The organism is Pedobacter antarcticus, from assembly GCF_900103515.1.
Taxonomy (GTDB): Bacteria; Bacteroidota; Bacteroidia; order Sphingobacteriales; family Sphingobacteriaceae; genus Pedobacter; species Pedobacter antarcticus.
The window spans coordinates 1-14331 of record NZ_FNGZ01000003.1 but is presented as its reverse complement, the minus strand read 5'-3'; the positions used below and the strand labels follow the sequence as shown (position 1 = coordinate 14331).

At 39.9% G+C, this 14331-nt stretch carries 13 protein-coding genes; 9 read left to right on the top strand and 4 right to left on the bottom strand.

Annotated features, from left to right (window positions below; translation table 11 throughout):
• Window positions 1-93 precede the first annotated feature (93 nt).
• The 7 genes from BLR53_RS07180 (at window position 94) to BLR53_RS07150 (ending at window position 7857) form a co-directional block, all read left to right on the top strand.
• A complete protein-coding gene (locus BLR53_RS07180) occupies window positions 94-996 on the top strand; it encodes a glycosyltransferase (RefSeq protein WP_074588623.1) in 903 nt (300 codons plus the stop codon).
• A 29-nt stretch (window positions 997-1025) separates the two neighbouring features.
• Window positions 1026-1823 carry a glycosyltransferase family 2 protein gene (locus BLR53_RS07175; RefSeq protein ID WP_074588618.1) on the top strand — a complete coding sequence of 266 codons (798 nt, stop codon included), beginning with the start codon at window positions 1026-1028 and terminating at the stop codon, window positions 1821-1823.
• A gap of 22 nt (window positions 1824-1845) precedes the next feature.
• On the top strand, window positions 1846-3675 hold the full coding sequence (locus BLR53_RS07170) for an ABC transporter ATP-binding protein (RefSeq protein WP_074589247.1): 1830 nt from the start codon (window positions 1846-1848) through the stop codon (window positions 3673-3675).
• A 115-nt stretch (window positions 3676-3790) separates the two neighbouring features.
• On the top strand, window positions 3791-4753 hold the full coding sequence (locus BLR53_RS07165; RefSeq protein ID WP_074588613.1) for a glycosyltransferase: 963 nt from the start codon (window positions 3791-3793) through the stop codon (window positions 4751-4753).
• Between the two features lie 49 nt (window positions 4754-4802).
• Window positions 4803-5978, top strand: a complete 1176-nt coding sequence (locus BLR53_RS07160; RefSeq protein ID WP_074588609.1) for a glycosyltransferase family 4 protein — start codon at window positions 4803-4805, stop codon at window positions 5976-5978.
• A 26-nt stretch (window positions 5979-6004) separates the two neighbouring features.
• Window positions 6005-6859 carry an alpha-1,2-fucosyltransferase gene (locus BLR53_RS07155; RefSeq protein WP_074588604.1) on the top strand — a complete coding sequence of 285 codons (855 nt, stop codon included), beginning with the start codon at window positions 6005-6007 and terminating at the stop codon, window positions 6857-6859.
• Window positions 6844-7857, top strand: a complete 1014-nt coding sequence (locus BLR53_RS07150) for a glycosyltransferase family 2 protein (RefSeq protein ID WP_074588601.1) — start codon at window positions 6844-6846, stop codon at window positions 7855-7857. Before BLR53_RS07155 ends, BLR53_RS07150 begins: the two co-directional genes overlap by 16 nt.
• 75 nt (window positions 7858-7932) lie before the next feature.
• Here BLR53_RS07150 and infB read toward each other — a convergent pair whose 3' ends face one another.
• From infB to BLR53_RS07130, 4 genes are all read right to left on the bottom strand, one after another.
• Window positions 7933-10971, bottom strand: coding sequence for a translation initiation factor IF-2 (gene infB, locus BLR53_RS07145; RefSeq protein WP_074588595.1), 3039 nt, complete (start codon window positions 10969-10971; stop codon window positions 7933-7935).
• A 222-nt stretch (window positions 10972-11193) separates the two neighbouring features.
• On the bottom strand, window positions 11194-12429 hold the full coding sequence (gene nusA, locus BLR53_RS07140; RefSeq protein WP_037443076.1) for a transcription termination factor NusA: 1236 nt from the start codon (window positions 12427-12429) through the stop codon (window positions 11194-11196).
• Window position 12430: 1 nt separating this feature from the next.
• A complete protein-coding gene (gene rimP / locus BLR53_RS07135) occupies window positions 12431-12895 on the bottom strand; it encodes a ribosome assembly cofactor RimP (RefSeq protein ID WP_037443081.1) in 465 nt (154 codons plus the stop codon).
• A gap of 187 nt (window positions 12896-13082) precedes the next feature.
• On the bottom strand, window positions 13083-13508 hold the full coding sequence (locus BLR53_RS07130; protein ID WP_143007849.1) for a hypothetical protein: 426 nt from the start codon (window positions 13506-13508) through the stop codon (window positions 13083-13085).
• 18 nt (window positions 13509-13526) lie between these two features.
• Here BLR53_RS07130 and BLR53_RS07125 point away from each other — a divergent pair, with 18 nt between their 5' ends.
• Window positions 13527-13874, top strand: a complete 348-nt coding sequence (locus tag BLR53_RS07125) for a phage holin family protein (protein ID WP_037443085.1) — start codon at window positions 13527-13529, stop codon at window positions 13872-13874.
• Window positions 13875-14015: 141 nt separating this feature from the next.
• Window positions 14016-14331, top strand: a 316-nt coding sequence (locus BLR53_RS07120; RefSeq protein ID WP_143007848.1) for a helix-turn-helix domain-containing protein, incomplete at its 3' end; no start/stop codon positions are given.

The window sequence follows — 14331 nt, the reverse complement described above, 5'->3', positions numbered from 1 at the left end:
CGTTATCAATCAGTTCCCTAACATAAAATTTATATTTGTCGCAAAAAAAGAACACGACACGTTTAACAATCTGTATACAAACAAGACTCCAACATGAAGATTAGTGGTTTTACCTATATGCGAAATAGTTTTACCTACGGGTATCCTGTTATAGAATCTATACTTTCTATCCTTCCTCTATGTGATGAATTCATCGCTGTTGTAGGGAAGTCAGACGATGGTACACGTGAAGCTATAGAGGCAATAGGCTCGCCAAAAATCAAAATAATTGATACTGTATGGGATGACGCCCTTATTAAAGGAGGTCAGGTATTTGCACAACAGGCAAATATTGGATTAAAAGCCTGCACGGGAGATTGGGCGTTTCATATTCAATCTGATGAAGTATTTCATGAAGATAGTCTGGCTGAGATAAAAAAAGCGATGGAAGATAATTTAAACGATCCCGGAGTAGAAGGGTTTCTTTTTAATTTTTATCACTTTATAGGAGACTATAAACATATCGGAACAACCAGAAGATGGCATCGCCGGGAGATTCGTATAGTGCGTAATTTACCTGGAGTATATTCCTATAAAGACTCCCAGGGATTTAGAATATATCCTGGTCATGAAGATTATTTACAACAGACAAATAGCAGAAAACTCAATGTGCGTCTGCTGAATGCAAGGATTTTTCATTATTCCTATTGCAGAAACCCCGACTTGCTGCTTGGAAAAGTAAAGAGATTCAATAATTACTATCAGTCCCAAGACAAAACCGAAGAGCAATATAAAGCTTACAAAACATTTGATTTCGGGACCGTCGCCGATATTCTTGCCCCGTTTACAGACAGCCATCCTGCTACAATGAAAGAAACAATTGCTAATCAGGATTGGGTTTTCAAACATAATCCTAAAAAAATTGCTTTATCATTCAGAAGATTAATGCTTCATCGAATAGAACAGGTAACAGGTTGGAGAATTGGTGAGTACAAAAATTATAAAATAATAAAATAGCAAAACCACTCCTGATCAAACTTTAAAGAATGCAAAATCAAAAAGCATCCGTTGCTTTAATAATTTCAACTTACAACTGGCCGGAGGCACTTGAGCTTGTTCTGAAGAGCGTCGCTCAGCAAACCGATATGCCTGATGAAATTATTATCGCAGATGATGGGTCTTCGCAGCTCACAGCTGATGTCATCGAGGGTTGTAGAACTCGTTATCAACTTCCTGTTACTCACATATGGCATGAAGACAAAGGATTCAGGAAAAGTAGAATACTTAACACGGCCGTCAAAGAAGTCAAATCTGCCTATATTATAGAAATTGACGGTGATATTATACTTGACTCGAATTTTGTAGAAGATCATCGTAATGCCGCTAAACAAGGTTTTTTTGTACAGGGAAGCCGCGCTATGCTTAGCGAAGGCAAGTCAAAAGAAATTCTAAGAACCAGGGAAATTACTTTTTCAATCTTTTCAAAAGGCCTTTACAGCAGATTTAATGCGCTTAGACTACCTTTCATGAAATGGTTGTTTATATTTGACCCCTCTAACCCCTACCATATCAAAGGTTGCAATCTGGCTTTTTGGAAAAAAGATTATATCGCAGTTAATGGTTATTTTAATAATTTTGAAGGCTGGGGAGGAGAAGATTATGAATTCGGTGCCCGCCTGCTACATTCAGGTGTGCAAAGGAGACGACTGAAAATGGCAGCATTATGCTACCACATTTATCATAAAATAAATTCAAGAGCCAACTCCGCCCAGAATGACGTCATTTATAAACGAACATTAGCTGATAAATCATCCTGGTGCAACGACGGCTACGCACAGGTATAAATAGCCATCCTCATTAATCATGATCAAAACATATTTCAGACTTTTATCATTTGCAAAGCCCATAGAAAAGTTTGCAATTCCATATGCGGTAGCAACTATTCTTGCTGTATTATTTAACACCTTTCTATTTACATTATTAGGGCCGTTGTTGGAGACTCTATTTGTTTCCGGGGCAAATGATCATCCCTCAACATTAATAAAGAACGTTTCTACTTTCGATCTGGTTGGCCGGTTCAATGAATATATTGCCTATTGTATTACTGCCTACGGAAAGCTCTACACCTTAAAAGTTGTCTGCGCTGTTATTGTTGTCTGTGTATTTCTGGCTAACTTCTTTCGTTACTTTTCACAAAGATTTATGGAAGATCTGAGGGTTCATACTTTATTGAATTTGAGAAAGACTGTGTTCAATAATATTATGGATCTACATGTCGGTTATTTCAGCAACGAGCGCAAAGGCGATATTATTTCAAAGGTAGCCTCTGATGTCCAGGTTGTTCAGTTTACAGTAACTAACACACTGCAGGTCCTTTTTAAAGAGCCCGTACAATTAATATTCTTCGTGGGTGTACTTTTGTCTATCTCCGTCAAACTAACCCTGTTTGCTCTACTAGTTATTCCGATATCAGGATTTATAATCAGTAAAATCGTTAAAAGGTTAAGACAACAAGCAAAGCAGGCACACGAATCTTTTGCGAAGATGATTGGATTTTTAGACGAATCGTTAGGTGGTATTAAAATTATCAAAGCCTTCAATGCCGCTGAAAGAATCAAAACTAAATTTGACGACGAGAACATTTTTTACTCTAATTTAACCAGAAAAATGATCAGGAGACAACAATTAGCATCCCCCGTCTCACAAACGCTGGGTGTACTTGTGGTCGTTTTTATTGTACTTTACGGAGGAACAATGATTTTGAATAACCAGGGTGAATTAACCCCTGCAAAATTCCTGGTTTATATTGCCATTTTTTCTCAGGTCATGCAGCCAATCAAAGCTATTACCGATTCATTTAGCGGTATCCATTCCGGGATTGCTGCTGGGGTAAGAGTATTGGATTTGATCGATACAAAACCAGAACTTGTTGATGTTCCGGATGCCATTCAACTGAATACATTTTCGGACAGCATTAAATTTGAGCAGGTCAGTTTTAGTTATGGTGAAAAAACAATTCTGCACGATATTAACCTGACCATCAAAAAAGGCCAGACTGTGGCTCTTGTAGGGCCCTCGGGCGGCGGAAAGACAACTTTAATGGATTTGATTCCAAGATTCTACGATCCGCAGACCGGTAGAATAACGATCGATGGACATGACCTGAAATCACTGAGTATGGTAAGCATCCGGGCCCAACTCGGTACGGTTAATCAGCAATCAATCCTGTTTAATGACACTATAGCAAATAATATATCTTTCGCTAATCCGTCTGCTACCAGAGAACAAATCATACAAGCTGCAAAAATTGCGAATGCTGACAGCTTCATTACAAATACAGAAAATGGTTATGACACTAATATCGGAGACAGTGGAAATAAGCTTTCAGGAGGACAGAGACAAAGAATTTGTATTGCCAGAGCTGTATTAGCGAATCCCCCGGTGATGTTGTTGGATGAAGCCACATCTGCCTTAGATACTGAATCAGAGAAACTGGTTCAGGATGCATTGAACAAATTAATGGAAAATCGGACTTCCATTGTCATTGCACACAGACTAAGTACAATTATGAATGCAGATATGATTGCTGTCATCGACCAGGGAAGAGTTGTTGAAAAGGGCACACATCATGAATTATTACGGCAAAAAGGCATCTATAGCAGATTGATTGAATTACAAACTTTTGTGGAACAATAACATAGCGGTGAGAATTCTCTTCCCTTCTAAATATGGAAGCCTGAATTAACCTAAGAATAGATGAATAAGCTAACCACGCCGAAAAATTTGGCGTAGTTAGAAATAAATAAAATACATGAAAAACGGAATGACGATTATTATCTGCACCCATAACGGGGCGGCAAGACTGAGTCAAACAATAATTCATATCACCCAGCAAGTTGTATCCCCGTCCATTCACTGGGAAGTAATTTTGGCGGACAACGGATCTTCTGACGATACCATAGCAACAGCAGAAACGATCTGGAATGCCAATTGCCCCGAAAATATTCCATTCAGAATCATTAAAGAACCTAAGCCAGGTAAATTATATGCGCTACAAAAGGCAATTCAGACAGCAGAATATGAGTTTCTGATTATATGCGATGATGATAATTGGCTTGCACCGGACTATATAGAAAAAGCATATAACATTCTCCATACAATGCCCGAAGTTGCAGCCGCTGGTGGCCGGGGTATCCCTGCAACTGATGCGTCTGAACTCCCTGATTGGTTTGCAGCGCATAGTCAAGATTATGCAACCGGTCCTCAGGCAGATAAAAATGGAATACTTAAACCTGGATCAAGACTGTGGGGCGCTGGACTGGTCACCAGACGATCAGTCTACCTCAACATGTATAAAAATTATCAATCATTTCTTGAAGAGAGTGAAGTTAATATTCTATCAGCAGAAGATACCGAATATTGCCTGCGACTTACTCTGAAAGGTTATAAACTGTACTATGATGATAGGTTGGTTTATCAGCATTTTATTGGCGCTCACAAACTTAATACTGAATTCAGAGACCAACTAGTTAAAGGTTTTCGGGATTCTGACGCCATTCTTCTAAAGTATTATGTTGCCATCAAAGTTCACGTTGATACAGGAAGATCTTTTAACCGAACCAAGCTTTTATTGGCTATGCCATTTAGACTTCTCTTTGCTTTTTCAAAAAGACGTACCGAAAAAGCGAGAAATATTTTATTTCATTTGCTCCCTTTCGACATCCCGACAGATGATATATCTAAGAGGATCAAGGCGTTTATTCAGAATGACTAAAGTATAATTAGGCTGTACAGTTACGGATTACAGCTTTAATAAGGATAATATGATAAAAAAAATAAAACGATCTTATAGTAATTTTACTGCGCTTTTAGATTATCCAAGAATACATTCGGGACTTAACAAAGAAAGAAAATTGTTCTTTTTCTTTTACACCTGGGCATTTGGAGGAGCAGAACGTGTACATATCAGCCTTCTAAAATTATTTAAGGCATTGGATCCTATTTGTTTTATTACGACCAAATCTGGAAACGAGGGCTTTAAAAACGAATTCGAATCGAATTCTACAGTTATCAATCTGGGCAGATGGGCTGAAAAGGTCAGTTATAAAAAACACATGTACAAAAAACTGGCTAAAATGATCAATAAACAGAAATCGCCGATCGTTTTTGGAGGTAATAGTGAGTTCTTATATGAGATGATTCCACTTTTAGAACCACACGTAACAATTATCGATCTCCTCCACAATTTTGCTGATTTTAAACAAGGTTCTGAATGGCGTAGCTTACCTTATACACGGCGGATTGATAAAAGAATTGTACTCGGCGAAAAATTATTAGAGCAGCTCAAAAATCATTATGCAGAAAACGCTATAGAGGAAAGCTATCTAAACCGTGTCGAGATCATTCCTAATTTCGTTGACATTGAGCAACCTTTTCAGAAGAAGGATTTCAATGGTATTCTTGAAGTTCTTTTTGTTGCAAGAAATAGCCCCGAGAAAAGATTTCATGTCGTTAAATCAATCGCTGAAAAATGTCAGAAATTAGCATTGCCACTTAAATTCACTGTAATTGGCGATTTTGAAGACTCTGAAGACATGCCGCAGAATATTCAGCTTGTTGGTGCCATCTATGATAAGTCTGTATTAAATGAATTTTACAAAAGGGCTCACATAGTTTTATTAACTTCAAGAAGAGAAGGTCTTCCTATGGTAATTTTAGAAGGTATGAGTTTTGGACTTATACCGATCTCTACCGACGTAGGAGAGCTAAATGCTTACATTGGTGAACATAAAGGCAATGGTTACTTGATTAATAATCCCATTGATGAGGAACAAATTATTGCCAGTTTTGTGGTAAAATTCACAGAAATTATGGAGGAAAGGAACGAATTGGCAAAAGTAAGTCAAAATGCATATGACACAGTCAAACGGGAATTTTCGTTCGAAAATTTCGCCAATGCTTATCGTAAAACGATTCTTGACTCAATCCCGGCAAAGTAATATATTAGCCTTTATATCTCTTTAAAATGAAAGTAGTCAAAATCCTGGGTGGTCTGGGAAATCAAATGTTTCAATATGCTTTTTATCTGGCTTTATCTCACCGGTATAAATCTGTCAAAACAGATTTATCCGGATACGAGAATTATACGCTACATAACGGCTTTGAACTAACGAGGGTATTTGGTATTCATCCTCCCCAGGCCTCGCTTTTTACTGTAAATCTGTATAGCTCTCATATCAGATCATGGAAGTACCGTAAAATGAGAAGGGTTTTAATGTTAAAAAACACTTATAAGGTCGAGGATATATTTTTCGCTTTTGACAAAGATATACTCCATAACAAAAAACCAATGTTGTATTGGGGATATTGGCAGAATCAGGAATATTTTATAGATATAGAAAAAAAAATACGGGCTGAATTCAGATTTAAGAATCCACTGAACGAAGATAATTCCAAATATATGCAGTCGATTAAGAGCACGACCAGTGTATCTGTGCATATCAGAAGGGGGGATTACCTTAAAGACGAGCTTTTAGGAGGCCTTTGTTCCCTTAACTATTATAAAAAGGCAATTAGTAAAATGATTGCCTCGCTGGATGCCCCTGTATTTTATATCTTCTCTGACGATCTGCAGTGGTGTAAAGAGAATCTTGATTTGGATGATCCGAAATTCTATATTTCTGGCAACGACCATAATAACAGCTATATAGATATGCAGTTGATGAGTTACTGCAAACACAATATTATTGCGAACAGCAGCTTCAGCTGGTGGGCCGCATGGTTAAATGAAAATCCAAATAAAATTGTAATCGGTCCGGAAAAATGGACTAATAATGATGATAGCAATCAAATCATACCGGAACAATGGATAAAACTGTAAGCAAACCATACGTTACCGTATTCATGGCAGTTTATAATGGAGATCTTTATATTAAAGATTCCATCCAGAGTGTACTGGATCAGAGCTATTCTGATTTTGAGTTACTCATCATAAATGATGGGTCTACAGATGCAACCGTAGCCATTATAGAGCAGTTCAATGATTCCAGAATCAGATTGATCAACAATGAAACGAATAAGGGGTTAAGTTACACGAGAGAGCTCGGCATCCAGCAGGCTCAGGGTATCTACTATGCAATACTAGATAGTGATGACATAGCTAGCCCCGACAGATTGCAGTTGCAGGTAGCTTATTTCGAAAGTCATCCTGAAGTTCATTTATGCGGCGGACATGCACGCATCATTGATGGAAAAGGAGCAGAAACCGGATTTATGAAGATTGACACCGGAACAGTGCAGGATATGGGCATTAACATGCTTTTTGGAAACCCCTTCATCAATTCATCCTTAATGATGAACAGAGAAACAATATTAGCCGTTGGTGGCTATAGAAATTTCGCCCCTGCAGAAGATTACGATCTAAGCTACCGGATTTCGCTAAAATACGGTGTTGCGAACTTAGATCACGTACTCGTATCCTACAGAGTACATGACACAAACATATCTACATTGCAATGGGACGGGATGGTTGCTGCAGAAAAAGACATTATCAGCGAAATGCATTCTAACCTGGGAATTCCATCCGACCAAACTCTGATTAGGCTACATCACGAGATCATTTGTCATACATTCAAAGGTAAAGAGCCTTCTGGGTACATTAAGCTGTTAGAACTCCTTAAAGCCAGCAATAGTAAAGTTAAAATATACCCGGAGCGACGTTTCAATGAAATATTATTCGAAAAGTGGTTCGCGATCGTCAGACAAAAAAGCAACAAGAATATTTTCAGCCTCTATTTTAAGAATGAGCTCTTCGAATGGTCATTTGTAACACCCAAACAAATTCGAAAACTGATCAAACAGGCACTCTTCAACCGTTAAGTTTCAGCTTGAATATAAAAAGGAAAGCCCTGCAGTATTAAACTGCAGGGCTTTTTTATGATGTTCAAAAGCTTATTACAGCTTTCTTTTTACTTCAACTTGTTCGTAGGCTTCCACAATATCTCCAACTTCAATATTATTAAAGTTTTGAATATTCAGACCACACTCGTAACCTCTGGATACTTCTTTCACATCATCTTTATAACGTTTCAGTGAAGCCAGCTCACCCGTGTAGATAACCACACCATCTCTGACGATACGGATCTTACTGTTACGTGTAATTGTTCCGTCAAGGACCATACATCCTGCGATTGTACCAACTTTAGTGATTTTGAAGGTATCTCTGATCTCGACGTTAGCCGTAATTTTCTCCTGGAATTCAGGGGCAAGCATACCTTCCATCGCAGCCTTGATCTCATTGATCGCATCATAGATGATCGAGTATAAACGGATATCAATTTGTTCTGCTTCAGCAAGCTTTCTTGCACCTGAAGAAGGACGTACCTGGAATCCAATGATAATCGCATCAGAAGCCGAAGCCAGCAATACATCAGATTCAGAGATCTGACCAACCGCTTTACTGATAATGTTAATCTGAATTTCTTCAGTAGACAGTTTCAGCAATGAATCGGCTAATGCCTCGATTGAACCATCCACGTCACCTTTAACAATCAGGTTCAGTTCTTTAAAGTTACCGATAGCCAGACGACGACCGATCTCATCTAAAGTAATATGTTTCTGAGTTCTCAGTCCCTGCTCACGCATTAACTGTAAACGTTTATTAGCAATTTCTCTCGCTTCAGATTCACTCTCTACCGCATTGAACTTATCACCTGCAGTAGGCGCGCCCTGCATACCCAATACCTGAACTGGTACTGACGGGCCTGCCTGAGGAACTTTCTGACCACGTTCGTTGAACAATGCTTTTACACGTCCACTGTAACTTCCTGCCAGGATCGGATCACCAACTTTCAGTGTTCCTGCCTGTACCAGAACTGTAGTTACAATACCACGACCCTTATCCAGAGTTGCTTCGATTACACTACCAGTGGCACGTTTATTAGGATTTGCTGTTAATTCCAGCAATTCTGCTTCAAGTAATACTTTATCCAGTAACAGGTCTACATTTAAACCGCTTTTACCTGAGATTTCCTGAGACTGGAACTTACCGCCCCAATCCTCAACCAGGATATTCATGATAGATAACTGCTCACGGATTTTATCTGAGTTTGCACCCGGTTTGTCAATTTTTGTAAAGGCAAACACCAATGGAACTCCTGCTGCCTGCGCATGACTGATTGCCTCTTTCGTCTGAGGCATCACAGCATCATCCGCTGCAATAACGATAATTGCAATATCTGCTACCTTCGCACCACGTGCACGCATTGCCGTAAAGGCCTCGTGACCCGGTGTATCCAGGAATGTTACTTGTTTACCTGTTGGAGTAGTTACCATATAGGCACCAATATGCTGGGTAATACCCCCTGCCTCACCGGCAACAACATTCGCCTTCCTGATATAATCCAGCAGGGAAGTTTTACCGTGATCGACGTGACCCATGATCGTAACAACCGGTGCTCTTGGAATTAAATCTTCAGGAGCATCTGCTTCTTCAATAATGCTGTCACTTTCATCATCAGGTTTCACAAACTGGATTTCATAACCGAACTCATCGGCTACAATAGTTAGTGTTTCTGCATCCAAACGCTGATTAATGGAAACGAACATACCAAGACTCATACAGGTTCCGATAATTTTGGTTACCTGTACATCCATCATGCTGGCCAGTTCATTTGCAGTTACGAATTCAGTTACTCTCAGTACTTTCGACTGAAGCTCCTGCTCCATAGCTGCTTCCTCAGCTGATAAAGCAACGTCGTCACGTTTTCCACGGCGTAATTTCGCACGCTGTGCAAATTTACCGGACTTACCTGCTCCGCTTAAACGTGCAAGTGTTGCTTTAATCTGATCCTGGATTTCCTTTTCAGTTGGCTCTTCTTTCGGGCCGCCTCCAGGTTTGCTATTTCTAAAATTCGGCCTGTTAGCCGTATTATTCGTGTTGTTTCTAAAATCAGGTCTGTTGGTAAAGGTCGGAGCGCCTGCAGGTCTTGCTGGTGCCGCACTGTTACCACCTTGTCCGCTACCGGACTGGTTCTGGCCTGTACCCGTATGACCGGGTGCGCCTGGCGTCTTTTTACGCTTACGTTTTCTTTTGGCGTCATTGCTGTCACCTGAAGAAGCCACAGGTTGTGACTTACGTTCTGGTGTTGTCGGCAAGACAATTTTACCAATAATGTTAGGTCCGGAAAGCTTAACCGATCGGGCTTTTATAACCTCAACCTCTTCAGGCTGGTTAGGTTTAGGCGCCTGGTTTTCTTTCACCGGCTCTGCTTTAGCAACGGGTGATTCCACAGGTTTGGGTTTTTCTTCTGTTTTGATTGGTGCTGCAGGCTGAGGTGTTTCAGCTTTTGGTGCAGGTTCTTCTGCAGGTTTCTCAACCGGCTTAACTGCTTCCTCAGCTTTTGGCGCTTCTGCCTTAGGAGTTTCTTCTACCACTTTAACCGGTTCTTGTACCGGAGCGACCGGAGCCGCTTCAGCCTGAACAGGTTTAGGTGCAGGAGTCTCTTCCTTTTTAGCAGGGCGTGTCTTCGCATTCAATTCATCAAGATTAATTTTCCCAACTATCTTGACCCCTTTAATTGCTGCATCGTCTGCTTTTTCAGGTTCTTTTTCCACTACTGTTTCCTGAACAGGAGCCGGAGCCTCTTCTTTTTGTTTCTCAACAACAGGAGGCGTATATGTATGAAGGTTCTTAACTAAAATACCTTCATTTTCAAATTCCACATTTTTTCTAGGTGCCTCAGCAACTTTCTCAGTTACTTCCGGTTCATCACGACGAATTTTACCAATAACAATCTGATTGGCTTCTTCTTTTACGATTTTATCTCCCTGAAACTCTTTGAGCAATGCATTATACATGTCACGGGAGAGTTTAGTAGTGGGTTTATTCTCAACAGAAAAGCCTTTCTTTTCTAAAAACTCAACGGCCGTAGCTATCCCTACGTTAAGTTCCTTAACTGCCTTAAATAAAATTATTGGTTTGTCGTCTGACATTGATATCCTATTTTTTCTTAATTCTTATACAAAAGTAACGTTTATTCTTGTTTTTTCATCCTCACAAATTGATTTTATCGGTTTAAGGCTCTAGCATGCCTAATTCCTCTTTTTAAAAAGGTATAAAAGCCTGCCCTATTTCCGTATTTATTTGTTTTTAACTATGTTGAAACTGTCTGACACCTGCCTGTGGCAACATCAGACAATTTCACAAGAAAACGTTTATTCAAATTCTGACTGTAAGATACTGATCACTTCTTTGATCGTCTCCTCTTCCAGGTCAGTTCTTTTAACCAGCTCATCCACTGATAAAGCCAGTACGCTTCTAGCTGTATCACAACCAATTGCTTTCAATTCGTCTATGATCCAACTATCGATCTCATCCGAGAACTCTTCAATATCCACATCTTCATCTTCCTCACCTGCTTCGCGGTAAACATCGATTTCATAACCTGTCAGTTTGCCTGCAAGTTTGATATTATGTCCGCCACGTCCGATAGCTAGTGAAACCTGATCAGGCTTCAGATAAACCGAAGCATGTTTAGTTACATCATCCAGCTTAATGGAAGTGATTTTTGCAGGACTTAATGCCCTGGTGATGTAGAGTGAAACATTGTTTGTGAAATTAATCACGTCAATATTTTCATTTTTTAATTCTCTGACAATACCATGGATACGGGAACCTTTCATACCAACACATGCCCCTACCGGGTCAATTCTGTCATCATAAGACTCCACTGCAACCTTGGCACGTTCACCTGGTTCACGAACAATTTTCTTAATCGTGATCAGACCGTCAAAGATCTCAGGCACCTCAATTTCAAACAAACGCTGTAAGAATTCAGGCGCAATTCTGGAAATGATGATTTTTGGTGTACTGTTCATCATATCCACTTTAAGGATCACCGCTCTCACAGAGTCTCCTTTTTTGAAATAATCCGCAGGGATCTGTTCTGTCTTAGGCATTAGCAACTCATTGCCTTCGTCATCCAGCACCAGCGTTTCTTTCTTCCAGACCTGGTATACCTCACCGGTAACAATTTCACCAACCCTGTCTTTATATTTTTTGAAAATTTCGTCTTTTTCCAGTTCCAGAACTTTAGAAACCAAAGTCTGACGTGCAGCTAAAATTGCACGGCGGCCAAAGCTTTCCAGTGTGATCTGTTCGATATAGTCATCACCGACTTCCATATCTGCATCCAGTTGTTTAACTTCTGACAATTCGATCTCCAGGTCATCATCCTCCGAAAATCCGTCTTCCATTACTTTTCTTGTGCGCCAGATCTCCAAATCCCCGTTGTCGGGGTTAACAATTACATCGCAATTCTCATCGGTCCCGTATTTTTTACGCAGCATACTGCGAAAAACTTCTTCCAGTACACTAATTACTGTAGGACGGTCGATGTTCTTGAACTCTTTGAATTCCTGAAATGAATCGATTAAATTAATATTGCTCATTTTATTTAAATGAAATTAAAACCTTTGTTTCTAATATATGATCAAAGTTCAGACTGGTTTCAACCAATTGAGCCTTTTTCCCTTTTTCTTTTACTTTCTCCTCAATGAGGATTGATTCTGCATCCACCGACAGGAGTTTACCTTCCTTTAACTGACCATCAGACAATTTAACGCTTAAATCACGTCCGATATTCTTCTGGTACTGCCTGTTAAGCTTCAGCGGCTCACCTACACCAGGAGAGGATACTTCCAGATTATAGGCTTTTTCAATGGTGTTCTCTTCTTCCAAATGGAAACCAACGTGCCTGCTGATCGCTGCACAATCCTGAATACTAATTCCTTCATCTCCATCTACATGAATAATGAGCTTATTGTTTGGCAACATCCTGACTTCAACCAGAAATAGTTCCGGTCTGTCAGAAATTTTTTCTTCAACTAATGCTGTTACTCTCTTCTCTATTTGCATAACCAATTTGCGGGTAAAAGAAAAGAGGGGACACCAGCCCCCTCTTACCCCTCTATTTCTTGCAAATGTATGGATTTAATTTCATAAATAAAAATAAACCCTGCTATCGAAGACCAGAACCCGTCACAGCTAATTTACAGAATTTCAGAATCCTATTAAAAGGAAATTTCCATTTATCTTCAGGGCACTAGTAAGAAAGCAGATACTCTTCCGGCTTAAGCTGATGATCCATTTTTCCTTTAAGCAACATCCCTGCGGTCGCAAAGCGTGCGTTGAGATAAGATACCACCAAATAATCTTTCCCTTTGGAAAAAGTATGCTCAGGTATAAACACAATACTGCTGTCAGTAACACTGAATATTCCTGCAATATTTCTTTCGGTATCTTCCCCCCGGTCCTTCTCCAGTACCCGGATCAGCGTACTAAACGCGGAATCAGCGGGGAGTTCCTGCCGCAGTAATTGCAGTCCTGCAGGATCAATCTGCTTAAACACTATACTGTTGCTATCTGCAGAAAAACCAACCGAAAGTGGCCTGTTATTTGCAGTATTACAAGCAATCAAACATACTGCTCCTGTACTCCAGACCAGCATACAAAACAAACGCTTAAACATCCAATAAAGCTAAACATTATGAAGTTAATTATCGAAATCTTATTGATGGGGCTGGCCATGCTGCTGGGTTCCTATCTTGTTCCCGGCGTACATATCGACGGATTCGGGTCTGCCGTGATAGCCGCAATTTTAATTGCACTCGCAAATGCCACCATTGGCACCATACTGCGAATCCTGACTTTTCCTGTTAATTTCCTCACCCTGGGCCTGGTGTCATTTATCATTACCGTATTGATGATCCTTTTGGTTGACAGCATGATGACGTCATTCCATACCAGCGGTTTCTTTGCTGCTGCACTCCTGGCCATCGTGGTTGCGGTGATCAAAGGATTATTCGGCGCAATTGCCGGCGAAAGTGAAAAATAAACACTTTCAGCAAAACTGATTTATAAAAAAGAGGTCGCTCATTTTGTCAATGATACGACCTCCTATTTATTTCGTTGAAAATTATGGAATTCTGCATTTACGTGTCCATTCCTGAAAAAGCTATACACTATAAAACAGTGTATGGAAAGAGAAGAAGAGTTGTTCTACTCAGAAAGAACGAGTAAAAATCAGAAGTTTGACAAGCGACTGATCGCTCATGTTGTTAAGCTGGCCGAAGAAGGGACGCCCCGGAGGGATCTGATAAAGACTTATAAAATGACCGGAGAAACCCTTGGGATGTGGTTGGACAAGTACAGTTCAATTTTGCATAAACGCAAGCTTCACAGTACTGCAGAAAAACGATCGATTGTTCGAGCTATCCATGGGGGGATGAGTATAAAGGAAGCCGTTATCGTATACAATATCAGCTCAAGGAGTACCATACGAAACTGGATTA